Below are 26,327 nucleotides of genomic sequence, written 5' to 3' on the forward strand. Positions count from 1 at the left end.
CTCCCGGTCCTCCAAAGGGTCATCAAGTCGGCGGCAAGGCACCGCTCCCTTTCGGCGCGCCGCTTGATCGAGGTCGTCCTGCCCGGCGCCGGGGCCGATCGGGTCGTCATGTCGACGACCGGTTGCCGCTCAACCGCGTATGGCTGGACCTACGGCCGCGGACGCCGCCGTCAGCTCGCGTTGCGCCGGATCCGTCCGGCGTACCGCTTCTCCAGTTCCAAGTTGCCCTCGAAGCCACCGGGCACGTTCGCCGACACATAGACCGGAGGGCGCGCGCCCTCGGCGAGGAGGAGGGCGGTGGCCTCCGCGACGACCATCTGGACCAGCAGCACGCCGGTCAGCGTGGACAGGGCGCAGACCGCGCCGCCGCCGGGGAGGGGGAGGAGGGCGTCGCCGCGCGGGGCCGCGTTGTCGAGGACGACGTCGGCGAGGTCGGCGAGCTTCCTGCCGCTGGGGTGGGCGGCGGGGACGGCCCGGGTGTGGGCGAGCGAGGTGATGGCGAGGAGGCTGTGGCCTTGGTTCTTGGCGTGCAGGGCCATCTCCACGACCACGTTGTTGACGCCCGAGTTGGAGATGACGACGAAGAGGTCCTGGGGGTGGGGCGCGGCCAGGTCGTAGAGGCGTGCCGCCACCCCGGGCTCGCGCTCCAGGAGCGGGTCGTCGAGGGCGCTCGGGGCGTCGCCGCCGTGGAGGACGAGGTCGGCGATGCTCAGCCGGTTCGTGGGCACGAAGCCGCCCGCGCGGCCCGCGAGTTCGAGGACGAGGGCCTGGGAGTGGCCGGTGCCGAAGGCCTGGACGACGCCGTCCGCGCGCACGCAGTCGGCGATCAGCGCGGCCGCGCGGGTCACGTCGTCGCGGGCGGACTCGGTGAGGCGGTGGAGGACGGCCAGGCTCTCGCGCGCGAAGGTCTCGGCGCTCACGGACTCGGCGGACACAAGACACTCCCCACTGATGGATTGAACCACCCTGCACTGCTCCATCGGTGAATCAATAAATCACAGGTCCCACTGCACGGGCAATGCGGGCATCAAGGGGCCGGTTGGGTCCTGGTATTCAGATCATGTCCATAACGGTGGCTGGTACCTTCTCCTCATGCCCTCGACCGACGTCACCACCCTGATCCGCACCGAACTGCCGCGCCTCGCCGGCTCCCTGCGGAAGGTCGGCGAGCTGATCCTGGCGGATCCGGCCGCCGTCACCCACTGCTCGGCCGCCGAGCTGGGCCGCCGCACCGGCACCTCCCAGGCGACGGTCACCCGCTTCTGCCGTGCGATCGGCCTCGACTCCTACCAGCATCTGCTGATCGAGCTGGCCCAGGAGCGCGGCCGCGGCGAGGTCTCCGACTGGGGCAGCGCGGAGATCGGCCCCGGCATCTCCCCCGACGACGACCTCGAGCGGGTCGTCCAGGTGGTGGGCAGCGCGGACCTGCGGGCGGTGCAGCAGACGATCGACCGGATCGACCTCGACGCGATCGAGCGCGCCGCGCAGGCCGCGGCCCGTGCCCGCCGCATCGACGTCTACGGCGTGGGCGGCAGCGGTGCGATGGCCCAGGAGACCGAGACGCGGCTCTTCCGCATCGGCTGCGCGGTGCGCGGCTGGACCGAGGTGCACGCGGCCACCACCTCCGCCGCCCTGCTCACTCCGGCGGACGTCGCCGTCGGCATCTCCCACTCCGGTGCGACCCGCGAGGCCGTCGAGCCCTTCGAGCTCGCCAAGGAGCGTGGCGCGACGACCGTGGCGATCACCGCCGATCCGCGCTCCCCGCTGGCCCGCACCGCCGACATCCGGCTCATCTCGTCCTCCTCGGAGACCAGCTTCCGCACCGGCAGCATCGGCGCCCGCCACTCCGTGCTGGTGCTCATCGACTGCCTCTACGTCCGTGTCGCCCAGCTCTCCTACCAGCGCGCCAGCGCCTCACTCGCGCTCACGGACCACATCGCGGGGCAGCATGCGGTGAAGGGCCGCCGGGCACGCTGAACCCAGGGCGCTTTCTTTGTGTCCCCGCGCTTCAGAGCTGGGCGGTGTGCGCGAGCCGGGCCAGCGCCACCGCTCCGGCGCACCCGTCCGTCACCCGGTGGACCGTGAGTCCGAGGGGCCGCAGACGGTCGGTCAGGGGAGCCGTCAGCGGACCTTCAGGACCGAGCAGTCCCCCGGTCATGACGAGCCGCTCGCCCGGCCGGGGCTCCAACGCCTCGACCGTGTCGGCGAGATGATCGGCGGCCTTGTCCAGGATCGCCTCGGCGAGGGCGTCCTTGCTCTGGGCGGCCTCGGTCACCAGCGGCGCGAGGCTCGCGAGCTGGACCGGCGGGCGGTCCATGACCGCGGGCAGCAGGTGCATGCGGTAGGCCGCACGCTGGGCGCGCGTCCACCGCTCGCCGCCTGCACGGCCGTACGAGCCCACGACGGCGTCGCCCAGCGAGACCTCGCCCGGCGGCACGTCTCCCGGTACTCCCTCGGCCGGCAGCACATCCCGCGGCAGCCCCAGGGCCCGCCCGACCGCGGCGGCCAGTGCGGTCGGCCGCCCCCGGCCGTCGGCGGCGCGCAGTGCCGCGCGGGCCGCCTCGCGGCCGATCCAGAAGCCGCTGCCGTCGTCGCCGAGCAGCCAGCCGTCGCCACCCGCGGTCGTCGTGCACACACGTCCGCTGATGCGGGCGGCGACCGCTCCGGTGCCGGCCACCAGCGCGAGGCCGTCGGCGGGGTGGCCGGGCGCGGAGGCGAACGCGGCCTCGATGTCGCTGTGGATCTCGACCGAGATGGCGGCGATGCCCAGGCGCCGCAGCGCGGCGGAGAGCGCGGACTGCGCCCTGACCCGGCCGGGTTCGTCCGCGGTGCGGGCGGCGCCCGCGAACCCGCCGGCCACCGCCACCACGCAGCCGCGCAGCGCCTCCGGCACGGCCCGGGCCACCGCCTCGGCGAGATGCTCGGTCAGCCGGGGCACCGGGACGGTCAGGGCGTTGCCCGGCCCCGCCGTGCCCTCGCCCCGCACGCTGCCGTCGCGGGCAACCGCCAGGACGGCCCGCGTGCGGGTGCCGCCGGCATCGAGACCCACGACGTAATCCTGGTTGAAATCATTATTCATTGGCGACCATGGTGGTTGATACATTCACACAGGACAAGGTTGGAAGGGTTTCGAAGAGGTTCCGAAGGCGACTCGAGGAGGACACCATCAGTACGCCCCCGCCGCTCCGCTTCGGCGTCAACTACACCCCTCGTCGGGGCTGGTTCCACTCCTGGCACGACTTCGATCCGCGGCAGGCGCGGGAGGACCTGGCACAGATCGCCGGGCTGGGCCTGGACCACGTCCGGGTCTTCCACCTCTGGCCGCTCCTCCAGCCGAACCGTACTCTCATCCGGGCCGCCGCCGTCGACCAGCTGACCCAACTGGTCGATCTTGCTGGCGAGTTCGGTCTCGATGTGCTAGTGGACGGCGTGCAGGGCCATCTGTCGAGCTTCGACTTCTACCCGGCGTGGACCCGCACCTGGCACCACCGCAACGTGTTCACGGACCCCGACGCGATCGAGGCGCAGGCCGGCCTGCTGCGCACGCTCGGGCGCGCCCTGGCCGGCCGTCCGAACCTCATCGGACTGCAGCTCGGCAACGAGCTGAACAACCTGGTCGAACACAACCCGGTGACGGCGGCCGAGGTGGACCACTACCTCGACTCACTGCTGGCCGCCGCCCGGGACGGCCTCGGCGAGGGCGGCGGCCTGGTCACGCACTCCGCCTACGACGCCGCCTGGTACGACGACGACCACCCCTTCACCCCGCAGGCCTCCGCCCGCAAGGGCGATCTGACCACCGTCCACCCGTGGGTGTTCACCGGCGACTGCGCCCGCCGCTACGGCCCGCGCTCACCGCAGGTGCTGCACCTCGCCGAGTACGGCGTGGAGCTCGCCAAGGCCTACGCCACCGACCCCGCTCGCCCGGTCTGGGTGCAGGAGACCGGAGCACCCGAACCCCACATCCCCGCCGCCGACGCCCCGGACTTCGCCCGCGCGACCCTGCTGAACGCGGCCGGCTGCACGGACCTGTGGGGCGTGACCTGGTGGTGCTCCCACGACGTCGACCACGACCTGGCCGACTACCCCGAACTCGAGTACACGCTGGGCCTGTTCGACTCGGCGGGCCGCACCAAGCCCATCGCGAAGACCCTCTCCGAAACGATCAACGAGCTGCGCACGAGTCCGCGGTCGCCGCAGGCACGGAAGACGGCTCTGGTTCTGGACTGCACACCGAGCACACGCTCGGTGTCGGGTCCGGGCGGGGCCTTCTTCGAGGAGTGGATGCGCCTGCGGACGGAGGGCGCACGTCCGGCGGTGGTGCCGGCGGGACGGGCGGAGGACACGGGGTACTTGGCGGCGCGGGGAATCATGGAGCCGGTGCGGGTGGGATGAGGTGACGGGCGGGCGTGGTCCCGCTCGGCCCGGCTGTACGAACTGCGGGGGCCCGTCGCCCACGCGCCCGTGACCCTTCGGCTGCCGGACACCGTGCCGTCACACCGGGCGGCAACGTTTCCAGTCGTGTCCCTTCCGCTCGACACCGCACCCCGGGCGCTCCCCACGCCCGCCCGCCCCCTGTCCTCCACCCGCCTCCTCCGCTGGACCCTGAGCCTGCTGCCCCTGCTGCTGATCGCGGTATGGGCGGCGGTCGACCGGCGTGCCGTACGCGACGGCGCCGCCCGGCTGGCCTCCGCCGACCCCTGGTGGCTGCTGGCCGGGGTCCTGTTCACCTGCCTGGGCTGGGTGGCCGCCGCATGCTGCCGTCAGGGCGCCGTGCCGGAACGGCTGCCACCGGGCCCGCTGCTGGCCTCGCAGTTCGCCGCGGGCTCCGCGAACCACGTGCTCCCGGCGAGCATCGGAGCCCATGCCGTCACTCTGCGTTTCCTGCAGCGCAATGGCGTCCCCCTGACCCGGGCCACCGCCTCACTCGCCCTCTACTCCCTGGTCAGGCCGGTCGCGAAGACGCTGGTGCTGCTGGTCTTCCTGGTCGCCTTCCCCGAGTTGCTGCACCTCGGTGAACTCCTCCCGGACGGGCGGACGTCCGCCCTGGTGGCCGGATGCGCGGTGACGGTCGTCGTCACGGCCGCCGCGCTCCTGACGGCCGTGCGCCGGCTGCGCCGCCCCGTCCTCGACTGCCTGCGCACCGCGCTGACCGACGTACGGCTGCTGCACACCCGGCCCTCTCGCGTCCTCGCCCTCTGGGGCGGGGCGGCCGCCGCCCCGCTGCTCCAGGGGAGCACGATCGCGTCGGTCGGGTTCTCGCTCGGCCTGCCCCTGTCCTGGACGCAGGTCGTCCTCGCACTGCTCGTCGCCAGCACCGCGGTCGGGGCGGTGCCCGCACCCGGCGGCATCGGTCCCGTGGACGCGGCCCTGGTGTTCACCATGGTCGCCTTCGGCGCTCCGATGCCCCTGGCCACGGCGACCGTCATCGGCTACCGCGTCCTGAGCGTGTGGCTGCCGCTGCTGCCGGGGGCGCTGGTGCTGTCGATCCTCGTGCAGCGCAAGATGCTGTGAGCCGAAGGATGACATATTTCCCCACGGCCGTAGTCAATCCATCGCGCCATCCCATGAGAACGTCGTGGACTTGAGCTTCTTATGTTTCGATCCATTGACGGCCGCCTCGAATATGACACACACTGCTGGCCATCCCAGCCATCTCAGCCGAGCCGCGGCAGATGCGAAGGAGGCAGCCATGAGACGCCCGCCCACCCCCACGACCCGGCGACCGGAGCTTCTGGTCACCGCGCTGTGCTTCGCCGTGATCGTCTTCGACGGGTACGACCTGATCGTGTACGGCGCCAGCGTTCCGGCGCTGCTGCAGTACAAGCCGTGGGGACTGACGCCGGCGACGGCCGGTGTCATCGGCAGCTACGCCCTGGTGGGCATGCTGGTCGGCGCGCTGATCGCGGGGGCGGTGACCGATGTGGTCGGACGACGGAAAGTCATGCTGACCGGCGTCACCTGGTTCTCGGTCGCGATGATCGGGTGTGCGCTCGCGCCCGACGCCACCTGGTTCGGTGTCTTCCGGCTGCTCGCCGGACTGGGGCTCGGTGGCGTGATGCCGACCGCCGTCGCCCTGACCGCCGAGTACTCCGACCCGAGCCGCCGCAGTTTCAACAACGCGCTCATGTTCTCCGGGTACGCCGTGGGCGGCATCCTCGCCGCGGTGCTGGCCATGGCGCTGCTGCCCGTGTGGGGATTCCGGTTCCTGTTCGGCATCGGCGCCCTCCCGCTGGTGATGCTGCCGCTGCTGGTGCGGCACGTGCCGGAGTCGCTGGTGTTCCTGGTCACGCGGGGCCGCCACGAGGAGGCCGCGCGGACCGCCGCCCGGCTGGGCGTCCCGGTGCCGTCCGCTCCCGAAGCGCCCGCCGCCGGCAAGACCGGGAGGGGACCGCTCGCGCTGTTCACCCAGGGCAACGCGGTGCCCTCACTGCTGTTCGCGCTGACGAGCTTCTTCGGCCTCCTCCTCGTCTACGGGCTGAACACCTGGCTCCCGCAGATCATGCGGTCCGCGGGCTACCCCCTCTCCAGCTCCCTGCTCTTCCTGCTGATGATGAACCTGGGCGCGGTCGTCGGCTCGGTGCTGTTCTCACCGCTGGGCGACCGGTTCGGCATGAAGCCGGTCACCCTGCTCTCCTTCCTGGCGGCCGCCGCCTCGATGTCCCTGCTCAGCGTCGCCACCGCCGCACCGCTGATGTACGCCCTCGTGGCCGTGGCGGGCTTCGGCACGATCGGCGCCCAGATCCTGGTCCTCGGGTACGTCGCCCAGCACTTCCCGGTGGACGTCCGGGCCACCGCGCTCGGCTGGACGCTCGGCATCGGCCGCTTCGGCGCCATCACCGGACCGCTGTTCGGCGGCCTCCTGCTGTCCTCCGGAGTCAGCACCGAGTGGAACTTCTACGCCTTCGCCATCCCCGCGGCGCTCGCCACGGCCGTCGTGCTCCTGCTCCCGGGCAGGCCCGCGCCCGCCGCGGCCCCGGCGGACCGGATGGAGGTGCAGACCGCCTGACATGGCGCCGCTCCCCCGAAGCCGAGCGCCGGGGCCGCCGTACGTCGTACGGCGGCCCCGGCGCTCTCGTATGCCCCTCCCGGCTACCCCTGCGCCACAGGGCGCGTACCGGCCACCTCGTCGTAGAAGGACTCGGCCGACGGGCCGAGGAGTTCGTGGGCCTCCAGGAACATCTCGTGCGCCTCGTGGCCCACCCAGCCCGCCGGGAGGAGTTCGGTCGGCAGGTCGGGGTCGCGGAAGGGGAACTTGCGGTAGTCGTACGTCAGTTGCATGCGCTCGACCAGCGCCTCCTCCGGGCCGAGGTGCCCGCCCCGGTAGGACGGCATCCGGCTGCGGTAGGTGCGCAGCAGCTCCCGGTAGTCGTCGTTGAGGGCGTCCAGGTCCCAGCAGCGGGCGGCCATCTCGCGGTCGACGGGGAGCCCGCCGGACTGGCAGCGCAGGGTGTCCAGACGTACGGCCGACTCGTCGGCGAACTTCTCCCGCACCTGCCGGATCCGGTCGTGCGGGGAGACGTACGTGGACGGGGCCAGCGGGCCGAAGCCCAGCCAGGCCAGCTCCTTGCGGATGCGGTCACGGACGCCGCGCTCGGTCTCGGGCACCGAGTAGATGACCATGTGCCAGTGGCGGTCCCAGTCGGACGGCGCCCGGTCGAAGATGCGTGAGCGGCCCTCGTCGAGCAGCTGGAGACTCCGCGTGTTGAGCGTGTAGAGCGTCTCCCTGCCCTCGCGCCGCACGTCGAACCAGCCCTCCTTGCGCAGCCGTGCGAGCACCACCCGCACGGTGCTGTCACCGACGCCGAAGCAGCCCATCAGCGTGCTGAGGGTGCGCAGCCGGGCGGCGCCGCCGCGGTAGCGGACGTAGTCGCCGAACAGGTCGAAGACGATGGATCGAGGCTTCACGGAAACCGACTATGTCATACGGACGGCCGTGGCGAGGGTGCCTCGCATTGCCCGCCTGGCCAGGCAGCACGCGAACGGGAATGCGTAACAAATGATTGACGCCCGTAGCTTGAGTGACACACAATGTCGGCGTGCGGGCCGGCCCGCTCCGATACTGGACATGGAGGCACAAGCCATGGTTTCTCGGATCGCTTGCGTGGGAGGAGGCCCCGGCGGGCTGTTCTTCGCAACGCTCCTCAAGCAGGCCGATCCGTCGGTCGAGGTGACGGTCTTCGAGCGCAACCGCCCGGACGACACCTTCGGTTTCGGCGTGGTCTTCTCCGACGCGACCCTGGCCGGCATCCACGCGGCCGACCCGGTCCTGCGCACCGCGCTCGCCGAGCACGGGCGGCACTGGGACGACATCGAGGTGCGCCTCAAGGGCCGGCGGATCCGCTGCGGCGGCAACGGCATGGCGGCCATCACCCGCAAGACCCTGCTCCAGCTGCTGCACCGGCGGGCCGAGGAGGTCGGAGTCGACCTCCGGTTCAGCCACGAGATCCCCGCCGATCCTGCGCAGCCGGCCGACTACGACCTGATCGTGGCCGCCGACGGCGCCAACTCCCGCTTGCGCGACCGGCTCGCCGACGAGCTGGTGCCGGAGGTGGAGGTCGCGACCGCCAAGTTCATCTGGTTCGGGACGAGTTATCTCTTCGACGGGCTGACCTTCGTCCACGAGCACGGTCCGCACGGCACGTTCGCCGTGCACGGCTATCCGATCAGCGACGGCGTCAGCACCTTCATCGTCGAGACGGACGAGGACTCCTGGCGCAGGGCGGGGCTCGACGAGTTCGACACCGCGCAGCCGCCCGGCCCGAGCGACGAGAAGAGCAAGCAGTACCTGGAGAAGCTCTTCGCCGAGCAGATCGACGGCCATGAGCTCCTCGTCAACAACTCCCGCTGGGGCAACTTCCGCACCCGCCGCACCCGCCGCTGGCACAGCGGCAACGTCGTCCTGCTCGGCGACGCCGCCCACACCGCGCACTTCTCCGTCGGCTCCGGCACCAAGATGGCCATGGAGGACGCCATCGCCCTCGCCGACAGCCTCCTCGCCCACCGCGACGACCTGCCCGGCGCCCTGGAGGCGTACGAGGCGGCCGCGCGGCCCTCGGTGGAGCGGATCCAGGCCTCCGCCCGGCCGAGCCTGTCCTGGTGGGAGCACTTCGGGCGCTACCACGACGCGTTCGAGCCGACCCGGTTCGCCTTCCACTTCATCTCCCGCAGCATCGGCAAGGAGCGGATCGCACGCCGCGACCCGGAGTTCGTGGAGCAGGTCGTACGGGAATGGCGCGCCGCACACGAGGGGCGCGACCCCCTGGAGACGCCGCTGCGGGTGGGCGAGCGGGAGTTCGGCGGACGGTGGGTCACGGCCACGGAACTGAATGACATGGAGTCGGAGTGTCTCCGGCTCACCGCACCGGACACCGAGGCACAACTCCCGGAGATGTACGAGGAGTTGGCCCGCGCAGCACGCGGCACCACCCCGCCCGCGCTCGTCGCGGTACGGGGCGGCACCCCGCTCACCCGCTCGCTGCTCGCGGAGCAGGCCCGGCTGGTGCACGGCGTGCCCGCACTGATCGTGGAGGACGGAATGGACGACGACCGGGCCGAGACGCTGCTGCTGTCCGGACGGGCCGACCTCGTGGCACGGGGGCGGGTATGACCACGAACCTGACACCGCTGTTCGCGCCCGAGGGCGTGGTCGTGATCGGCGCCTCGCGGCAGAGCGGCAAGCTGGGCGCGGCCATGGCCCGCTCCCTGGCCTCCTTCCCGGGCGCCCGAGCCCTGGTCAACGCGCGCCGCCCGGACCCCTCCGAGGGCGTGTACGCGTCCGTGGCCGAAGCCGCCGAGCACACCGCGGGACGACTCGACCTGGCCGTGCTCTGCGTGCCCGCGCCCGGTTGCGCGGACGCGCTGGCCGAGGTGGCCGCGGCGGGCTGCCGGGCCGCGCTGGTCTGCGCGGGCGGTTTCGGCGAGGCGGGCCCGGAGGGCGAGGAGCACGCGGACGCCCTGCGCCGCGTCGCCCGGAAGACGGGGATCCGGCTGCTCGGCCCGAACACCTCCGGCTTCTTCGCCCCCCACCTGGGGCTGACGGCCAGCTTCGTGCCCGCGGCCGGGCAGCTTCCGGCCGGGGAGGTCGCGGTGGTCGCGGCCAGCGGCGGCGTCAACCACGCGCTCTCCTTCGACCTGGCCGCCGCGGGCAACGGGATCGGCCTCGGCGTGGGCATCGGGGCCGGCCTCGACGTGACCGCCGCGGACGTCCTCGAGCACCTCGCGGAGGACGGTCGTACGACGGCCGTGGCGCTGCACGTGGAGACGGTGCCGGACGGGCCACGGCTCGTTGCCGCCGTACGCCTGGCCGCCGCCGTCAAGCCGGTCGTCGCGCTGGTCGTCGGACAGAGTGACGTCGGCGACTTCGCCCGGTCGCACACCGGGGCGCTGGCCACCAGCTGGCGTACGACACGGGCCGCCCTGCGGCAGGCCGGGGCGGTGGTCGTGGACGACGAGCGGGAGCTGGTCGACGCGCTCACCGCGCTCTCCCGCGTCCGGTTGCGCCCCCACCCCGCCCCCGGCCTCGGCATCGTGACAGCCCAGGCCGGACCGGGGCTGCTGCTGGCGGACCGGGCGGGCACCGACGGCGTCCGGATGCCGGAGCTGGCCGAGGCCACACAGCGCACGCTCGCCGGTCTGCTCCCCCCGCTCACCTACCAGCGCAACCCGGTCGACACCGGGCGGCCCGCCGAGACCTTCGCCCGTGTGCTCGACACCACGGCCGCGGATCCTGAGGTGGACCTGCTCGCCGTCTACGCCCTCGCCGAGCCCGACAGCGTCGATGTCGCCTCGGCTGCCCAGGACGCCGGTCTCGGCGCCGAGTCCCCGGCCGTGGTGGTCGTCGGCGGGCTTCCCGAGGACGTGGCCGAGCAGCGGGCCAGGCTGCACAAGGCGGGGATTCCGGCGCTCGCCGGACCGGCGTCCGCCGCCAATGCCGTACGGGCCCTGGTGGCACACGCGCGCCGGCGGGCGCCGCGGGACGGGATCGCCACCGCGACCGGAGCGGGCGCCCCCGTACCCCCCGGCCCGCTCGACGAACACGCCGCCAAGACGTTCCTCACCGACCTCGGCATCCGCACCCCGAACCGGGTCGCCTGCGACTCCCCCGCCGACGCCCACCACGCGCTGCGGCTGCTCGGCGGCCCTGTCGCCGTCAAGGTGCTCGACGCGGCGATCCTCCACAAGACGGAGGCCGGCGGGGTCCACCTGGGCGTGCGCACACCCGACGAGTTGGACACGGCACTTCACGCCATAGGGCCGGGCCGCTACCTGGTGGAGGCGATGGCCCCGCCGGGGATCGACCTCGTGCTCGGGGCGAGGCGGGATCCCGTGTTCGGGCCGGTCGTGCTGGCCGGCCTCGGCGGTACGGCCGCCGAGGCGCTCGCCGACGTGGCGATCCGGCTCGCCCCGCTCTCCCCGGCCGAGGCCGCCTCGATGCCCGACGACCTGGCGGCCCGCGCGCTGCTCGACGGCTGGCGCGGCGGACCGGCGCTGGACCGGGCCGAGTTCGGCGGGGTCGTCTCGGTGCTCGCCGCGGCCCTCGTCGCGAGCCCCGGCACCGCCGAGATCGAGATCAACCCGCTGCGGCTCACCGCCGAAGGGCTGATCGCGCTGGACGCCGTGATCGTCCCGACCGCTTCACCCGCACAGGACCGCTGAGGAGGACGACCATGCCCAGGCCGAGCAGCAACGGTGCTGTGCCCTGGCCCGCGGAGTACGCCGGACGCTACGCCGATAAGGGCTACTGGGAGGGCCGCACGATCGGCGACCGGCTGCACGCCGCCGCCGACGCCGCTCCCGACGCGGTCGCACTCGTCGACGGCGACCGGCGCCTGACGTACCGTCAACTCGCCGAGCGCGCGGACGCCACCGCGCTGCGGCTGGCCGCGCTCGGGCTGCGCCCGGACGACCGGCTCGTGGTGCAGCTGCCGAACACCGCCGAGTTCGTGATCCTGACCCATGCCTGTCTGCGTCTCGGTGTCATCCCCGTGATGGCGCTGCCCGGGCACCGCAGGCACGAGGTCGGGTACCTGGTCGAGCACAGCGAGGCGGTCGCCGTCGCCGTCCCGGACCTCCTCAAGGGCCACGACCACCAGGCGATGGCGTTCGAGATCGCCGGGGATTCGCCGACTCTGCGGCACGTCCTGGTACTCGGGGACAAGGTCGGCGACGACGCCGTGGACCTGCGGGAGTTGTGCGCCGCACCCGCCACCCCGGCGGACCGCGCCGCCGTGGACGCCTACCGGCCCGACAGCCGCTCCATCGCCGTCTTCCTCCTCTCCGGCGGCACCACCGGACTGCCCAAACTCATCGCCCGCACCCACGACGACTACGTCTACAACGCACGCCGCAGCGCCGAGGTCTGTGAATTCGGCGCGGACACGGTGTACTTCGCCGCCCTCCCCCTGGGCCACAACTTCCCGCTCGCCTGCCCGGGCCTCCTCGGCACGCTGCTCAACGGCGGCCGGGTGGTGCTGGGCTCCCCCAATCCGGAGAAGGCGTTCCCGCTCCTCGAGCGCGAGGGCGTCACCGCGAGCGCCCTGGTCCCGGCGATCGCCCAGCGCTGGCTGGACCACCACCGGGACCACCCCGGGACCGACCTGAGCTCGCTGCGTGTGCTCCAGGTCGGCGGCTCCCGGCTCGCCGACCACGTCGCCAGGCGTGTCCGCCCCGAGCTGGGCTGCACGCTCCAGCAGGTGTTCGGGATGGCCGAGGGGCTGCTCAACTACACGCGCCTGGACGACCCGGAGGACGTCGTCTGTACGACGCAGGGGCGCCCCATGTGCGAGGACGACGAGCTCCTCGTGGTCGACGAGCTCGGCAACCCGGTCCCGGAGGGGACCCCGGGCGTGCTGCTCACCCGCGGGCCGTACACCCCGCGCGGCTACTACCGCGCGGAGGAGCAGAACGCCCGCGCCTTCACCGAGGACGGCTGGTACCGCACCGGCGACATCGTGCGGCTGCGGCCCGACGGCAATCTCGTCGTGGAGGGCCGCGACAAGGACATGATCATCCGGGGCGGGGAGAACATCTCCGCCGAGGAGATCGAGAACTTCGCCTACCAGACCCCGGGCGTCGCCCGCGCCGCCGCCGTGGCGATGCCGGACGCGCAACTCGGCGAGCGGGTCTGCCTCTACGTCGTACCGGAAGCGGGGCGGACGGTCACCCTCGACGACGTCCACCACGTCATGGAGCGCGCGGGCACCGCACGTTTCAAGTTCCCGGACCTGCTGGTGACGGTCCCCGAACTCGCCGCCACCAAGGTCGGAAAGATCGACAAGAAGGCACTGCGCGCCGACATCGTGCGTCGGCTCGACACCGAAGGACCTCCCGTTGACCAGTGACGCGCTGGTTGTGACCACACGATCAAAGGAGATCGGCATGAGCGAGACCTTCGTCCTGGTCACCGGGGCCTGGCACGGCGGCTGGGCCTGGCGCCCGGTCGCGGGCGAACTGAGGGCCGCCGGGCACGAGGTGCACACGCCCACGTCGGCCGGCCTCGGCGCCGACGACGACCCGCGCGGCGTGACGCTCACCGACTGCGTCAACAGCCTGGTGGAGTACGTCGAGAGCGCCGGCCTCACCGAGGTCACCCTGGTCGGCCACAGCTGGGGCGGGTACGTGCTGGTCGGCGCCGCTCCCCAGCTGGCCTCGCGCCTGAAGCGCCTGGTCTTCTGGAGCGCGTTCGTGCCGAACGACGGCGAGTCGCTGATCGAGGCATGCCCGCCGCACTACGGCGAGATGTTCCACGCCCTCGCCGCGGCCTCCGGCAACGACACGGTCACGCTGCCGCTGGAGGTCTGGCAGCAGGCCTTCATGCAGGACGCCGCCGAGGAGACCCAGCGCGTGGTCCACTCCCTCCTCGTCCCGCAGCCCCTGGGCACCTTCACGGAGAAGCCGGACACCACGGCGTTCACCGCGCTCGACATCCCCACCAGCTACGTCCTGTCCACCGAGGACGTCTCCCTGCCCGGCGAGTGGGCGTGGGGCGAGCGCTTCCCGCAGCGGCTGAAGAACCCGCTGATCGTCGAGGTGCCGGGCAGCCACGAGGGCTGCTTCACCCGCCCCGCGGAACTGGCCGACGCGTTCGTGCGGGCCTGCGCCGCCGGGTGACCGCTCCGGGGGCTGGGGCTTTTCGTGCCCCAGCCCCCTGTGCTTCCGCCGGCCAGCCGCGACAGGCGCCGGCTCGGCGGCCGCCGGGTGCGAGCGGCAGAACCAGTGGCGACGGGCCCTGAACACTCGGCGGCCCTCTCAGGAACTGTCCCACGTGGCCCGGACCAGTTCCCGCTCAGCACTCGACAGATGCACCGCCGCCGCCAGCCAGGCCTTCGCGTACGCGTCCGGATCGGCCCCGGCGAGACGGCCGAAGACGTCGCGGGTGCGGCGGTCCGCCTCGGTGGTGAAGGTGACCGTCAGATCCGCGGCGGTCCCGAAGCCGCCGCGGCGCAGTGCGGCCCCGGTGCCGCGGATGTCCCCGCTGCGGGCGGGTTCGGCGACCGCTCGGCGCCCTCCGGCGACGGCGAGTTCGACCAGGCGGCGCATGCGCCACAGCGGAGAGCCGGCGAGCGGGTCGGGCGGGGTGCGGGTGAGTCCTTCCGCGGGAGGGAGGACGTGGGGCGGCGGGAAGTGCGCGCCCTGCAGGCGGTCGTAGCCCAGGTCGGCGTGGCCCTGCCAGTCCTCGGGCAGGCGCAGCGTCGCCTCGGTGTCCGGCACCGGGCCCACCGCGGGGGGTCGCAGGGTGGCGGCGCGATCGGGGTCCAGACGGCCGATGACGCGGAGCCGCAGGCCGGGCCGGGAGGCGAGCTGACGGAAGTCGGCGGTGTGGGCGAGGTCGGGATGGCCGTTGGCCGGGGTCAGGCGGATCAACGGGGATTGCGTGCCCGGGAGTTGCTCACCCGCGTGTGTTTCCCTGGCCGGCAGGTGGTCGCCCGAGCCACCGACCAGGACCAGATCGCAGCCGATCAGCTCGCGGGCCGCTCCGTCCGCCCGCTCCGGGTCGGCGCCGGCAGCCGCGGAGAGGCGCTCGCCGAACGGCTTCGGACAGTGGGCGGCGGAACAGCGTGTCCAGCGGGGCGGACTGCACCTCGAGGAGCAGGGACAGCGGGGCGTCCACCCGGTCCGTCAGTCGATCACGCTGGTCGAGAAGGCCAGGAAGTGAGTGGAGAGGGTGGGTACGCCGCCCAGCACGGCCGCCGTGAGCGCCGACCAGACGACAGATGTCTCCATCGAGCCGGACACGTCGACGACTTGGACACACCACCTCCCCATGCGGCACCGGGGTCGTTCCCGGCACTCGCGTCTATCCTGAGGAGGCATGGAGGGGGCTTCGGGCAGTGGCGCGCCGGGTGGACTGCCGGACTCCGGCGGGTCGTTCGGGCCGCTCGTCGTCGCCGCGCAGCCGATGATCCTGCGTGCAGCGCAGGTGGAGCTGCCCGAGGAGAATCCCGACCCGAGCCTGCTGCCCACCATCACACTGCTGGACCGCGCGGCCTCCCGCGGTGCCGACCCCGACGGGCTTCCGCTGCCGCAGGGGCAGCTCCTGGCCGGGCAGTACCGGCTGATCCGGCCGCTGGGCTACGGAGGAATGGGCGAGGTCCACCTCGCGCTCGACACCAAGGTCGACGACCGCGAGGTCGCCATCAAGATCCTGCATCCGGAGCAGGCCGCGGCCGCGGCGGGCGCCCTGGCCCGGGAGCGGCGGGCCCTGGTCGACCTCAGCCACGACGACATCATCCGCGTCTTCAACTACGGGCATCACCCGGAGGTCGGGGACTTCCTGGTCCTGCAGTACGTGGACGGGCTCACGCTGGAGGAGGTCCGGGCGCGGGCCCGGGTGAACCCGGCCGAGTTCGGCGGCGGCCGCTTCCACGAGTTCGTGCTCGCCTACGGCGTGCGCATCCTCGCCGCTCTCGGGTACCTGCACGGCGACCGGCCCGGCAAGGTCTACGGCGATCTCAAACCGGACAACGTCATGCACGACGGCACCACCACGAAGATCATCGACGTGGGGAGCGTCCGCGCGGCCGGGCTTCCCGGCCTCACCACGGAGGGCTTCCGCGCCCCGAGCGTCGGCCCGTCGGGAGAATCCACCGGCCAGGACGACCTGTTCAGCCTGGGCGAGACGCTGCGGAGACTGAGCGGTCTCGGACAGTCGCCGGAGGATCTGGCCGAGTTGGGGTCCCTGGATGTGCTCGACCGCCTGGAGGCGCCGGGCGACCCCGGCGCTCCCGCCTTCCCCGAGGCCCACCGGATGACGGCACCCCCTCCCGGCGGACTCGGCCTCCTCTCGCTCGCCCGTGTGCTGGACCGTGCGACGCGGAGCGAGCGGGCCGAGCGGTTCGCCACCGCAGGCGAGATGGAGGAGCAACTGCGGGGCGTGTTCCGCGAGTTGCGCTCCCTGCGCACCGGGACGGAGACCTTCGAGCCGTCGCCGCTGTTCCTGCAGTCGTCCTACGCCCTCGACGGGACGCTCGGCTCGGCGCCGCCCCTGGCGCGGTGGGCCGCGCCCGACGCCCCGGAGGCGTACGCCCCGCCGTCGCCCGCCGAGGTCGCCCAGCGGCTGCCCGTCCCGCGGCCCGACCCGCACGACGGCCACCACGTGGAGCTGAGCAGGCTGGCCGACGCCGCTCCCGAGGCGCTGCTGCAGCACACCCGGGACTGGCGGGACTCGCCCGAGGTCCATCTGCTGCGCTGCCGTGTGCGCTTGCGGGTCCCCGGGGGCCGGCCCGAGGCCGCCGAGCGGGAACTGCGGTCCGCCGAGGCACTGATCGGGCCGGAGCGCGCCCCGTACGACTGGCGGCTCGACTGGCACCGCGGGCTGCTCGCCCTCGGCCGGGAGCAAGTCGCCCTGGCGCGACGGCACTTCGACCGGGTGTACGCGGCCATCCCGGGCGAGTACACACCGAAGCTCGCACTCGGTTACTGCGCCGAGCGTCTGGGCCGTTGGCGGGAGGCGCTGACGTTCTACGAGGCGGTGCGGCTGCGCAACCCGTCCCTGGGCAGCGCGGCGTTCGGCGCGGTGCGGGCACGCCTCGCGCTCGGCGGTGAGCGGGCGCGGGACGACGCCGTACGGGCACTCGACGCGGTGCCGCAGCATTCTCGGCACCGGACAGCCGCGCGTACGGCCGCTGTGCGCATCGGGGTCGAGCACGTGCGGACCGGTCGACGTCCCGACGAGGTGACCGAACGCCTGCGCGAGGTGCTGGAGCGACTGGCCCGGCTGTTCCACGCGCACGGGCTGACGGACGAGCAGGCCCGGGCCCGGATGACGGCGGAGGTCTGGGAGGCCGCGCAGGACGCGCTCACGCGCGGTGCCCTTGACGCGGCGGGCCTGGCGGCACTGGCCGCCGGCGCCGACGTACGGCTCGGTCTGCCGTCCGACGAGCCCGGCCTGCGCAGGGAACTGTCCCGCCTCTACATCGCCCTCGCCCACCAGGCCGCCCGCTCCGTCGACCCCGAGGACGCGGCCGTCGCCGAAACCCTGCTGGACCGCGCCTACGAGGTCCGCCCACTCGCCTTCCGGCACCACAGGGACAGCCCATGGCTCGGGAAGAGGCTCGCGGACCGGCTCCGGACGTTCGCCCACGCGCCGTCGCCGGGGAGGAACACGAGGAATACGACGAACACGCGGACGGCCCGCGAGTGAACCGAACCACACCGTCACGGCGTGCGGTCCGCGGCGCGGGTGCGGACGCTTCACTGCCCGCACGCGTCCTGCGCGGTGCCGGGGCGGTCCGCGTCGTCGCCGCCGAACTCGCCCGCCGTGTCCGGCGTTACGCATGGCCGTCGCCGGCGGGCACGCGCAACCGTGTGTACCTGCGCGACCGTCTCCTCGCACTCCCGTTGCTCGCCGTCGTGGCCTTCGGGGCGTTCGGATGGGCCTGCACGGACGTGCGGGGCGACTCGGCGTATGTGCAGGACCGGCTGGCGCCCGCGCTGGTCGATCTCGCGAACGCCAAGGCCTCACTGTTCATCGCGCAGGGCGAGGCCGAGGAGAACCTCGGCGAAGGCCCGGCGGCGGAGCTCGGCGGACTCGGCGAGCGCTACCGGACCCGGGTGGCGCGGGCGACGCAGAGCCTGAACCAGGTCACGCGCAGCGGGGCGCTGAACGTGGCCGAGGAGCAGGAGCTGCGCGTCGTGTCCGCGCTGGTCGTGGACTACACGGGCTGGATCGGCCGGGCCCAGGGGCACGCGGCCGACCCGGTCCTGCGGGACGCCGAGCTCACGTACGCGCGCAGCATGCTCTGCTCGGCACCGTTCACCGCCCGGCACAGCGGTGAACGCTATCTGTCGTGTCCGCCCACGACCGGCTCCGGTGCGACCTCGATCGTGGACCGGGTGTCCGGCCTGGAGCGGCACCTGCGCGCGCGGCTCGAGCAGCGGGCCGGGTGGGGCGGGGGCGTACTGGCCGCGGCCGTCGTCTCCGGGCTCGCCTTCGCGCTGCTCGCCGCCGGACTCTGGCGGACCGTTTCCTTCCTGCGCCGCCGCTTCCGCATCCGGCTGAGCATTCCGCTGGTGGCCGCCGCGCTGCCGCTGCTCGCCGTACCGCTCCTGACGGCCGACGCCGTGCTGGCGCAGCACGCGCAGCGGGCGGCCGTCCCCGTGGCGGACGCACTCGCCGAGCGGACCTCGCCCGACACGGAGACGGCCGCCGAGGACCACCCCTTCGACACCCCGGACCCGCGCGCCATCGAGGTCCTGGCCGGGCGGCTCGACGCCGGTCTCACCGACGGGCGCCTCGGCTTCCTGGACGGGGCCGCACCCCTCGTGTTCCCCGCGGGCCTGGCCGGGGCCGGTGTCATCGCCGGCGCCCTGCACACCTACCGCCGCGAATACCTCGTGGTGACCCGCCCGGGAGCCGTCCCATGAGCCGAGCCACGAACGCCCTGCGCACCCTGCTCGCGGCCTGTCTGCTCGCGCTCGTCCCCGGCTGCGCCTCGGACACCACGGATCCCCTCGTCGTCCTGGGCCCGTGGACCGGTGCGGAGGGCGAGGCCTTCGAAGCCGCCCTCGGGCGGCTCGACGACGGGACCGGCAGGACGTACACGTACGAGGGCACCCGCTCGCTGCGCGAGACCCTCGTCTCCCAGCTGGAGGCCGGCGATCCGCCGGACGTGGCGATCCTCAACAGCATCGGCGAACTCACCGAGTACGCCCGGCGCGACGAGCTGAGGCCGCTGGCCGAGGAGACCGCCGAGCGCGCGTACCCGCCGTGGGCCCCGACGCTGCTCGTGGACGGCAGGCGCCGCACGTACTGGGTGCCGCTCAAGGTCGACCTGAAGAGCCTGGTGTGGAGCAAGCGGGGCACCTCGGACGACGATCCGAAGTGGTGCGTGGGACTCGCCTCGCAGGCCACCTCCGGCTGGCCCGGCACCGACTGGATCGAGGACATCCTGCTCCACCAGGCGGGCCCCGCCCTCTACACGGAGTGGGCGACGAGCAGGCTCAGCTGGCGCGACCCCGCCGTCCGGCGGGCCTGGACGACCTGGGCACGGCTGCTCGGCACCCGCTCGGCGGCGTCGATCGAACGGTCCCTGACCACCTCGTACGAGGGCGCGTCCGGGCCGGACGGACGACCGCGCGGCCTGCTCGACTCTCCCGGTTTCGGCTGTACGCACGAGCACCAGAGCGCCTTCATCCGGTACGTGTACGCGGGCGACGACATCCGTGTGGAGCCGTCGGCGCGGTTCCTGGACGGGCCGGCCGCGTATCGCGACTCGTACGAGGTGGCCGGCGACATGGCCGCCGTCTTCAGCGACGACCCGGCGGCGCAGGAACTGGTGGAGCGGCTGTCCAGCCCGGCCGGCCGGGAGCGCTGGCGAGCGGAGGCGGACGCGGCGGTGCGCCCCCTGTTCCCGAGCACGACGGGCCCGGCGCCCGTGAACCCCGTCGAGCGGAAGATCGACACCCTGCTCGACTCCGGCGCCCGTACTCTCTGCTTCGACGCCTCGGACGTGATGTCGCCCGAGCTCCGGGACGCCTTCCACCGCGCGGTCCTGGAGTTCTTCCGCAACCCGGCGGAGCGGCATCTCGCCTCGCTGCTGCAGCAGTTGGACACCGTACGCGTCCAGGTGGCCGAGGAGTCGGCCGGCGACCGCTCGTTCCGCCCTCCCGAGGACCTCTGCGCGAGCCCCGGCGGATAGTGGGGCGGGTCAGGGCGTCGGGATGCCGGCCGGGCGGGCCGGGCGGTCGAAGCGGGCCGGGACGCCGGGCGAGTACAGGACGCTCACCGGCGCACCCGTGGGTTGCGGGAGACCGGCCGCCGTCACCAGGTCCTCCTCGCACTCGACCAGGTCCGCCCGGTGCAGGGGCCAGCGCGGATGGGCGTTGGGCAGGTACATCGGGCGGCCGAAGAACGTGCTGTGCATGCCCCAGCGGGCGGTCAGGAAGTGCTCCAACTCGGTGGGCTCCTCGATGCGTTCGCCCACCCGCACGGTGATGCGGCTGCGGGCGCCGCGAGGTCCGGGCCAGCGCCGGGAACTGGTGTAGGTGACGGTGTCGCCGTCGGCACGGACGGCCATCCGCGACCACAGGTAGGGCATCCGGAAGCCGGTCCGCGCCACGGCCACCGGCAGCAGGCGGGAGGCGTCCAGTGACCGGAACACCACGCCGCGCCGCCCGTGCTCGTCCACCGAGTAGAGCCGGACGTTGGTCTCGGGAAAGCTCCCCAGGTAAGGAACGCCGGGAAGCCGGAACCAGCCGACCCGGTGCATCCGGAACGCGACCAGACCGACGTAAGTGACGCCATCCAGGGTGTCCGGGACCGTCCCGGCCGGCAACAGCCCGGCCACGTCGGCGGGGTCGGCCGCCCAGTGCAGGAAGGTCAGGTCGAGCCAGGACTGGGTGAGCAGCGGGCGCGCTATCGGCACCGGCGCGTCCGCCGTTATCGGGTCCGGGGGCACGGGGGCCGGCGGCTGCGGAGAGGATGTCGGCGGCATCGCGTCAGTATCACTCAGTGGTAGTGGCCGTAGACCGCGACGGTCGTTCCCGCGCGGGAGGAGGCTTCGGCAGCGCGGTCCCTGGCGTCGGCGGCCTCGTCCGGGCGGCCCGCGGCCTCGAGCGCGCGAGCGAGGTTGTTCCAGGTCTGACTGGTGGCGTACCAGTTGTCGTATTCCTGGCGGATGCGGAGCGACTCCTGGAATACGACGACGGCCTGATCGGTCCGGCCCGCGGTGTGGAGGGCGCAGCCGAGGCCGTTCAGGGAGTCGCCCTGCAGGATGCGGTTGCGGGTGGCGTGGTGGATGGCGCAGGCCTGCCGCAGGGCGTCGGCGGCCTCGTCGAGACGGCCGGTGGCCTCCAGGGCGAGGCCCAGGTTGTGCCAGGCCCGGCCCTCCAGGGAGCGGGCCCCGGTGGCCCGGAACCGGTCGCGGGCCCGGAGGTGGGTGAAGACCGCTTCCTCGGCACGGTCCACGCGGCGCTGGGCCAGGCCGAGAATGTTCCATGCCAGGCCCTCGCCGGTCGGATCCGCCAAGCGGTGGAAGAGGTCCGCCGCGTAGGTCACGGGTTCGAGGGCCTCCTCCGACCGTCCGGCACGCAGCAGCGCGTTGCCGAGGTGGTTGCAGACGGTCGCCTCGGCGTGCCGGTCCTGCAACCGGTGAGCGATGTCCCGGGCGACCCGGCTGACGGCGATCCAGTCCTCGAAGAAGCGCCGCTCGCGCAGGAACTCGGCCAGATGGAGAGCGAGTCCGAGGGTGTCGGCGGCGTCCTGTTCGTCGGGCCACTGGGCGGCGGCGACGAGATTGACGCGTTCGGCGTCGCACCAGGCGAGTGCGTCCGCCCGCCCGGTGAACGTCCCCGGCGGCGGGTCCTCGTGCAGCGCCCGCAGATGGCGGTCGGCTGCCTCGGCCATCGTGCGGTAGTGGCGTCGTGTCCGTTGCCGCGCCCGCCGTCCCTCCGCGACGAGCGCGGGGTCGGCGGCGAGCGTGCTCGCGTAGCCGCGCACCAGATCGTGGATGCGCCAGCGTTCCGGCCGGTCGTCGCCGGGCCGCTCCCCGCTGACCAGATGGGCGCACATCAGGTCGTCGAGCAGGTCCAGGACCGCCGTACGGTCCAGCCCGGTGGCCACCGCCACCGTGTCGGTGCTGAAGTCCGGACAGGGCACCTGCGCCAGCAGGCACAGCGCCCGGGCCCGGCCCGGAGGCAGCCGGCGGAAGGACACCTCGAACACCGGCGCCATGGCCAGGGCCCTGCCGTATTCGTCGACGCCCCGGCTCCTGAGGACCCGGGTGGGATCGGTGCCCGCCCGCAGTTCCTCGACCAGTGAGGTGAGCGGTCGGTGCGCCCGGCGCCGGTGCAGGAGGGCCGTGGCGATCCGCAGGGCGAGCGGCATGTGACCGCACAGCCGGGCCAGTTCGCGTACGGCGTCGGCCTCGCCCAGCGGCCTGTCGTCGTCCGGGGTGCGCCGGTGCAGGGCGGTGCCGATCAGCTCGGCGGATTCGTCGGGACTGAGGGGGCCCAGGGGTAACTCGCGGGCGATGAGCGACTCATGGGACTCCCGCGAGGTGATCAGGACGCAGTGCGGGCCGCTGCCGGGCAGCAGCGGCGAGACCTGGGCCGAGTCGGAGACGTTGTCCAGCACCAGCAGGACCCGCCTGTCGTGGTCCGCGAGGTCGGCGAGGTGGCTGCGGTAGACGGCGTACTGGTCGACCTCCTCGGTGGGCAGGCCGAACGCGCCGACCCCGAGGGCGTACAGCAGCGACGTCACGGCCTGCGCGGGCGTGACGGGGTTGTCGTCGTAGCCGGCGAGGTCGAGGAAGAGGGTTCCCCCGGTGAACCAGCCCCTGGCGCGCGCACGGTGCGCGGCCTTCAGGGCGAGCGCGGTCTTGCCGATGCCGCCGAGCCCGGTGACCACGCAGACGACCGGCGCGTCCGGGGCGGCCGGGTGAACGGCGGGCTCGAGTTCGCCGCCAAGCACGGCCAGCTCCCTCTTCCGTCCGATGAACCCCGCCTGGGCGGTCGGCAGCGTGGACGGAGGGGGCGGAGCAGGGCGGTCGTGGTGGATGACGTTCATCTGTGCGGCCACGGGGCCCAGGAAGGTGCCCTGCCGGAAGTCGACGTGGTCGTCGTACCGGCCCCGGTCCGGCGTACGGCCCTCTCCTGCCTGCACCCGCGCCCCCTCCCGCCGATGGCGACCCCACCCCGCCACTTTGAGGCGCTTTACGGTAGAGCATCCCCACCCACCGCAGGGCGGCTTCACCGATACCTGCCCGCCCGTGGACCCGGTGTCACCGCGAGGACGAGAACGCCTTCACCCGTACGCCGGTGTCGCAGATGCGTACCGCGGCCTTCTTGCCGCCGGTGGTGGTGAACGCGGGGGTGAGGGGCCGGGATTCGCCAGGAGGGACGATGTCGAGGGCGGTCACCGCGTCGCACTCGTCGAGGCTGGTGAAGGTGAGCGCGGCGGAAGCCGAATCGCCGGGAGCGAGGGTGACCTTCGCGGCGTCGGCGGCTGACCCGGCCCAGTCCACGGGCAGTTCGGTCCGGCCCGTCTCACCGATGAAGAGGAGGGAGGGGAAGCCGCGTACCGTGCAGGAGCCGTCCCCCTCGTTGGTGATCACGACCGAGGCCCGGCCCTGACCGGTGCCGCGTGCCACGGCCGTCAGGTTCTTCGTACGGCAGTGGTCGGCGGCCGGGGTGGGGAGGGAGTCGGCTCCGAAGAGCACCCCGGCGGGCGGCGAGGACGCGCCGCTGCTGCCGCTGTGGGAGCCGCCGGTCTCCGACCCGCCCCCCGCCGCCGTGCTCGACGAGCCCGCACCGGAGCCGCTTCCGGGTTCGTCCCCGGCGCCGGAGGACGAGGAGGAAACGGACGAGGAACACCCTGCCGCGCCGACGAGCAACAGGACCGTGGCTACGGATATCAATGTTCGGCGCATGACTCCTACTGACTGTTCAGACAGATGGACGGACCCGGTCCCCGGAGGAGCGAGGGTTCGAACTGCTGCCGCTTGACCGAGCACAAGCACGTATTGGCGAGCGTGAGCGAGTCAGGTGCTGCCGACGAACGTGTACGGACGGGCTTCGAAGCTAGTTGAACGGGAGTTTGCATGTCGAATGCGTGACCTCCGCTTCCGCCGCTTGACCTCAAACGACATGGAGTGTCTGATCTCCCGCTTCCCCACCGCGAAGCTGAAGGCCCGGCTGACGGCGATGGCCGGAGTGATCGTGCGGGGCATCGGACCGTCCAGACCCGACCGGAGACCCGAGAGCGTGCGGAAACCCGCCCCCGCATTCCCGGACACGCACCAGATGCGCGCCGCCCGAACGCGGGCGGCCAGCGTGCCCAACACCGTTCGGGACACGCGGCTGAGCAGCAGTCCTGGCAAACAGGACCCACTCCCGCTCAGTCCATGGGAACGGTATTGCATAGAATCCTCGCCGATCGTGTTCACCGGCGCTGCGCAGCACCGCCTTTGGGGGGAAAGGCACGCCTGTGCACCCGAGCGACAAGAAAACCGGCGCCCATGGGATACGCCGCAGGCGGTTCCTGGGCGCCGGAGCCGTCACGCTGGGGGCCGCGGGCGGGGTGGCCGCCGGACAGGTGCTGATGGGCAGCGCCTCGGCCTCCGTGGGCGGGGCGACCGCCCCGGCCGGTGCCGGTGCCTCGGTGAGCGGCACGGTGTTCAAGCTGGGTGTCGCCTCCGGCGACCCGCTGCCCACCGCGATCGTGCTGTGGACCCGGGTGGTGCCGCCCCACCAGGGCAGCTCCGGCATCCTGCCCCCCACCGTCGCGGTGAGTTGGGAACTCGCCTCGGACAGCGGCTTCGCCACGATCGTCAAGAGCGGTACGGCGACGGCGAGCAGCAGCCTCGGTTACAGCGTCCACGTGGATGTCAGGGACCTGACTCCGGCCACCGACTACTGGTACCGGTTCAAGGCGCTGGGCCGCACCTCCGTCACCGGCCGGACCCGCACCGCCCCCGCCGCCGGAAGCAGCCCCGCAAACCTGCGGATCGCGCTGGCGTCCTGCCAGAACTGGCAGCACGGCTACTTCACCGCCTACCAGGACATGCGCGAACAGCAGCCGGACCTGGTGCTGTTCGTCGGCGACTACATCTACGAGAGCTCCGCCTACTCCTACCGCGTACGCCGCCACGAGGGCTCGGGCCAGCCCGTCACGCTCGCGCAGTACCGCGCCCGCCACGAGCAGTACAACAGCGACCCGGATCTGCAGGCGATGCGTGCCGCCGCACCCTTCGTGGTCGTCTTCGACGACCACGAGGTGGAGCAGGACTGGGCGGGTGACGTGGCCAACGATCCGGTCGCCTGGCCCACCGCGAAATTCCTGGCCCGCCGGGCGGCCGCCTTCCAGGCCTTCTACGAGCACATGCCGATCCGCGCCGCCCAGAAGCCGAGCGGCCCGGACGTCCTGATGTACCGGTCGCTCGACTTCGGCGACCTGGCCCGGCTGCACGTCCTGGACACCCGGCAGTACCGCGACGACCAGGCGACCACTCCCGACGGGGCCTTGGAGACCGGCCGCGTCATCACGGGCGACACCCAGCGGAACTGGCTGGTGAACAGCATGCGCAATTCCGGCGCGCGGTGGAACCTGGTCGCCTCCCAGGTGATGATGGCCGAGACCGACTTCCTCGCCGGTGTGGGCAAGCAGTGGTCGTACGACGCCTGGGACGGTTACCAGAAGGAACGCGCCGCCCTGCTCGCCGACTTCCAGGACATCCGCAACCCCGTGGTGCTGTCCGGCGACAGGCACCGCACCATCGTCAGCGACCTCAAGCTGGACTACGACGACGTGGACTCGGCCGTGGTCGGCGCGGAGTTCGTCGGGACCTCCATCTCCAGCAGCGGAGACGAGGATCTGCAGGCCTTCGCCGCCGAGTGGGCCCCGAAGCTGGCGGACAACCCGCACTGGAAGATCATCGACGCCCGGCGCGGCTATCTGCTGTTCGACATCACCGCGGACGGCATCGACGCACAGCTGCGGGCGATCTCCACCGTGCTGACCAGGAACGGGACGACCACCACGGCCGCGAGTTTCCGGGTGCAGGACGGAGTACCCGGCGTCCACCGGGTCGAGGCCCAGGCCGAGTCGTCGGCGAGTGCGAGTGCGGACGAGTCCGCAGGGCCCCAGGACACGGCCGCACCAGGGGACGCGACCGCCCCGGCGGCCACGGCGACGGACTCGGCGGAGCCGACCACAGCCCCGGCCACGGACACCGAGTCCGCGTCGCCGTCCACCGCCGATTCCGCGAGCGCCCCCTCCGCCGACGTCTCCACCGACGTCGCCCCCACCCCCTGACCTTCCGGGAGAGAACGTGTTCACCACCCGATCCCGGCGGCGCGGCGGGAGCCATGGACGTCGGCGCCCCCAC

At 72.9% G+C, this 26,327-nt stretch carries 20 protein-coding genes; 12 read left to right on the plus strand and 8 right to left on the minus strand.

Annotated elements, in window-relative coordinates; all coding sequences use genetic code 11:
* Window positions 1-170: 170 nt before the first annotated feature.
* Complete coding sequence (locus ABZO29_RS12290; protein WP_367320212.1) at window positions 171-935, minus strand: sugar isomerase domain-containing protein; 765 nt, start codon at window positions 933-935, stop codon at window positions 171-173.
* A 157-nt stretch (window positions 936-1,092) separates the two neighbouring features.
* Here ABZO29_RS12290 and ABZO29_RS12295 point away from each other — a divergent pair, with 157 nt between their 5' ends.
* Window positions 1,093-1,977, plus strand: coding sequence for a MurR/RpiR family transcriptional regulator (locus ABZO29_RS12295; protein WP_367320213.1), 885 nt, complete (start codon window positions 1,093-1,095; stop codon window positions 1,975-1,977).
* Window positions 1,978-2,008: 31 nt separating this feature from the next.
* Here ABZO29_RS12295 and ABZO29_RS12300 read toward each other — a convergent pair whose 3' ends face one another.
* Entirely contained in the window at window positions 2,009-3,079 is a 1,071-nt protein-coding gene (locus ABZO29_RS12300) for an N-acetylglucosamine kinase (RefSeq protein ID WP_367320214.1), read from the minus strand.
* 8 nt (window positions 3,080-3,087) lie between these two features.
* On the opposite strand from ABZO29_RS12300, the gene ABZO29_RS12305 reads away from it, so the two are divergent.
* The 3 genes from ABZO29_RS12305 (at window position 3,088) to ABZO29_RS12315 (ending at window position 7,009) form a co-directional block, all read left to right on the plus strand.
* Entirely contained in the window at window positions 3,088-4,395 is a 1,308-nt protein-coding gene (locus tag ABZO29_RS12305; RefSeq protein WP_367320215.1) for a glycosyl hydrolase, read from the plus strand.
* 126 nt (window positions 4,396-4,521) lie between these two features.
* The gene (locus ABZO29_RS12310; RefSeq protein WP_367320216.1) at window positions 4,522-5,514 is read left to right on the plus strand and encodes a YbhN family protein; all 993 of its coding nucleotides are present in this window, start codon (window positions 4,522-4,524) and stop codon (window positions 5,512-5,514) included.
* Between the two features lie 178 nt (window positions 5,515-5,692).
* The gene (locus tag ABZO29_RS12315; protein ID WP_367320217.1) at window positions 5,693-7,009 is read left to right on the plus strand and encodes an MFS transporter; all 1,317 of its coding nucleotides are present in this window, start codon (window positions 5,693-5,695) and stop codon (window positions 7,007-7,009) included.
* Window positions 7,010-7,092: 83 nt separating this feature from the next.
* Here the strand turns inward: ABZO29_RS12315 and ABZO29_RS12320 are convergent, their stop codons facing one another.
* The gene (locus ABZO29_RS12320; protein ID WP_367320218.1) at window positions 7,093-7,908 is read right to left on the minus strand and encodes a PaaX family transcriptional regulator C-terminal domain-containing protein; all 816 of its coding nucleotides are present in this window, start codon (window positions 7,906-7,908) and stop codon (window positions 7,093-7,095) included.
* A 196-nt stretch (window positions 7,909-8,104) separates the two neighbouring features.
* Here ABZO29_RS12320 and ABZO29_RS12325 point away from each other — a divergent pair, with 196 nt between their 5' ends.
* The 4 genes from ABZO29_RS12325 to ABZO29_RS12340 are packed head-to-tail and all read left to right on the plus strand — an operon-like array spanning window position 8,105 to window position 14,112.
* Window positions 8,105-9,610 carry an FAD-dependent monooxygenase gene (locus ABZO29_RS12325; protein ID WP_367320219.1) on the plus strand — a complete coding sequence of 502 codons (1,506 nt, stop codon included), beginning with the start codon at window positions 8,105-8,107 and terminating at the stop codon, window positions 9,608-9,610.
* Window positions 9,607-11,658 (plus strand): acetate--CoA ligase family protein, encoded by a 2,052-nt coding sequence (locus ABZO29_RS12330; protein WP_367320220.1) that lies wholly within the window; start codon window positions 9,607-9,609, stop codon window positions 11,656-11,658. Before ABZO29_RS12325 ends, ABZO29_RS12330 begins: the two co-directional genes overlap by 4 nt.
* An 11-nt stretch (window positions 11,659-11,669) precedes the next feature.
* On the plus strand, window positions 11,670-13,343 hold the full coding sequence (locus tag ABZO29_RS12335; RefSeq protein WP_367320221.1) for a (2,3-dihydroxybenzoyl)adenylate synthase: 1,674 nt from the start codon (window positions 11,670-11,672) through the stop codon (window positions 13,341-13,343).
* A gap of 37 nt (window positions 13,344-13,380) precedes the next feature.
* On the plus strand, window positions 13,381-14,112 hold the full coding sequence (locus ABZO29_RS12340) for an alpha/beta fold hydrolase (RefSeq protein ID WP_367320222.1): 732 nt from the start codon (window positions 13,381-13,383) through the stop codon (window positions 14,110-14,112).
* 138 nt (window positions 14,113-14,250) lie between these two features.
* Here the strand turns inward: ABZO29_RS12340 and ABZO29_RS12345 are convergent, their stop codons facing one another.
* Window positions 14,251-14,865: a hypothetical protein gene (locus tag ABZO29_RS12345; protein WP_367320223.1), complete on the minus strand. Its 615-nt coding sequence runs from the start codon at window positions 14,863-14,865 to the stop codon at window positions 14,251-14,253.
* A 255-nt stretch (window positions 14,866-15,120) separates the two neighbouring features.
* Window positions 15,121-15,315, minus strand: coding sequence for a VWA domain-containing protein (locus ABZO29_RS12350; RefSeq protein ID WP_367320224.1), 195 nt, complete (start codon window positions 15,313-15,315; stop codon window positions 15,121-15,123).
* On the opposite strand from ABZO29_RS12350, the gene ABZO29_RS12355 reads away from it, so the two are divergent.
* The 3 genes from ABZO29_RS12355 to ABZO29_RS12365 are packed head-to-tail and all read left to right on the plus strand — an operon-like array spanning window position 15,314 to window position 20,141.
* Entirely contained in the window at window positions 15,314-17,644 is a 2,331-nt protein-coding gene (locus ABZO29_RS12355; protein WP_367320225.1) for a tetratricopeptide repeat protein, read from the plus strand. The two genes, ABZO29_RS12350 and ABZO29_RS12355, sit on opposite strands and share 2 nt — an antisense overlap.
* On the plus strand, window positions 17,641-18,867 hold the full coding sequence (locus tag ABZO29_RS12360; protein ID WP_367320226.1) for a hypothetical protein: 1,227 nt from the start codon (window positions 17,641-17,643) through the stop codon (window positions 18,865-18,867). Before ABZO29_RS12355 ends, ABZO29_RS12360 begins: the two co-directional genes overlap by 4 nt.
* Entirely contained in the window at window positions 18,864-20,141 is a 1,278-nt protein-coding gene (locus tag ABZO29_RS12365) for an alpha-glucoside ABC transporter substrate-binding protein (RefSeq protein WP_367320227.1), read from the plus strand. Before ABZO29_RS12360 ends, ABZO29_RS12365 begins: the two co-directional genes overlap by 4 nt.
* 9 nt (window positions 20,142-20,150) lie before the next feature.
* Here the strand turns inward: ABZO29_RS12365 and ABZO29_RS12370 are convergent, their stop codons facing one another.
* From ABZO29_RS12370 to ABZO29_RS12380, 3 genes are all read right to left on the minus strand, one after another.
* On the minus strand, window positions 20,151-20,936 hold the full coding sequence (locus ABZO29_RS12370; protein WP_367320228.1) for a YqjF family protein: 786 nt from the start codon (window positions 20,934-20,936) through the stop codon (window positions 20,151-20,153).
* Between the two features lie 14 nt (window positions 20,937-20,950).
* Window positions 20,951-23,104 (minus strand): tetratricopeptide repeat protein, encoded by a 2,154-nt coding sequence (locus ABZO29_RS12375; RefSeq protein ID WP_367320229.1) that lies wholly within the window; start codon window positions 23,102-23,104, stop codon window positions 20,951-20,953.
* Between the two features lie 118 nt (window positions 23,105-23,222).
* Window positions 23,223-23,870: a DUF4232 domain-containing protein gene (locus ABZO29_RS12380; RefSeq protein WP_367320230.1), complete on the minus strand. Its 648-nt coding sequence runs from the start codon at window positions 23,868-23,870 to the stop codon at window positions 23,223-23,225.
* 557 nt (window positions 23,871-24,427) lie between these two features.
* Here ABZO29_RS12380 and ABZO29_RS12385 point away from each other — a divergent pair.
* Window positions 24,428-26,254 carry an alkaline phosphatase gene (locus tag ABZO29_RS12385; RefSeq protein ID WP_367320231.1) on the plus strand — a complete coding sequence of 609 codons (1,827 nt, stop codon included), beginning with the start codon at window positions 24,428-24,430 and terminating at the stop codon, window positions 26,252-26,254.
* Window positions 26,255-26,327 lie beyond the last annotated feature (73 nt).

Origin of the sequence: Streptomyces sp. HUAS ZL42 (assembly GCF_040782645.1) — a bacterium.
Taxonomy (GTDB): Bacteria; Actinomycetota; Actinomycetes; order Streptomycetales; family Streptomycetaceae; genus Streptomyces.

Excerpts from the sequence above, each read along its gene's own strand:
- ABZO29_RS12340 (WP_367320222.1), top strand. The coding sequence starts at position 13,381 with ATGAGCGAGACCTTCGTCCTGGTCACCGGGGCCTGGCACGGCGGCTGG.
- ABZO29_RS12355 (WP_367320225.1), top strand. The coding sequence starts at position 15,314 with ATGGAGGGGGCTTCGGGCAGTGGCGCGCCGGGTGGACTGCCGGACTCC.
- ABZO29_RS12305 (WP_367320215.1), top strand. The coding sequence starts at position 3,088 with ATGGTGGTTGATACATTCACACAGGACAAGGTTGGAAGGGTTTCGAAG.
- ABZO29_RS12350 (WP_367320224.1), bottom strand. The coding sequence starts at position 15,315 with ATGCCTCCTCAGGATAGACGCGAGTGCCGGGAACGACCCCGGTGCCGC.
- ABZO29_RS12365 (WP_367320227.1), top strand. The coding sequence starts at position 18,864 with ATGAGCCGAGCCACGAACGCCCTGCGCACCCTGCTCGCGGCCTGTCTG.
- ABZO29_RS12335 (WP_367320221.1), top strand. The coding sequence starts at position 11,670 with ATGCCCAGGCCGAGCAGCAACGGTGCTGTGCCCTGGCCCGCGGAGTAC.
- ABZO29_RS12315 (WP_367320217.1), top strand. The coding sequence starts at position 5,693 with ATGAGACGCCCGCCCACCCCCACGACCCGGCGACCGGAGCTTCTGGTC.
- ABZO29_RS12300 (WP_367320214.1), bottom strand. The coding sequence starts at position 3,079 with ATGAATAATGATTTCAACCAGGATTACGTCGTGGGTCTCGATGCCGGC.
- ABZO29_RS12295 (WP_367320213.1), top strand. The coding sequence starts at position 1,093 with ATGCCCTCGACCGACGTCACCACCCTGATCCGCACCGAACTGCCGCGC.
- ABZO29_RS12330 (WP_367320220.1), top strand. The coding sequence starts at position 9,607 with ATGACCACGAACCTGACACCGCTGTTCGCGCCCGAGGGCGTGGTCGTG.
- ABZO29_RS12380 (WP_367320230.1), bottom strand. The coding sequence starts at position 23,870 with ATGCGCCGAACATTGATATCCGTAGCCACGGTCCTGTTGCTCGTCGGC.
- ABZO29_RS12370 (WP_367320228.1), bottom strand. The coding sequence starts at position 20,936 with ATGCCGCCGACATCCTCTCCGCAGCCGCCGGCCCCCGTGCCCCCGGAC.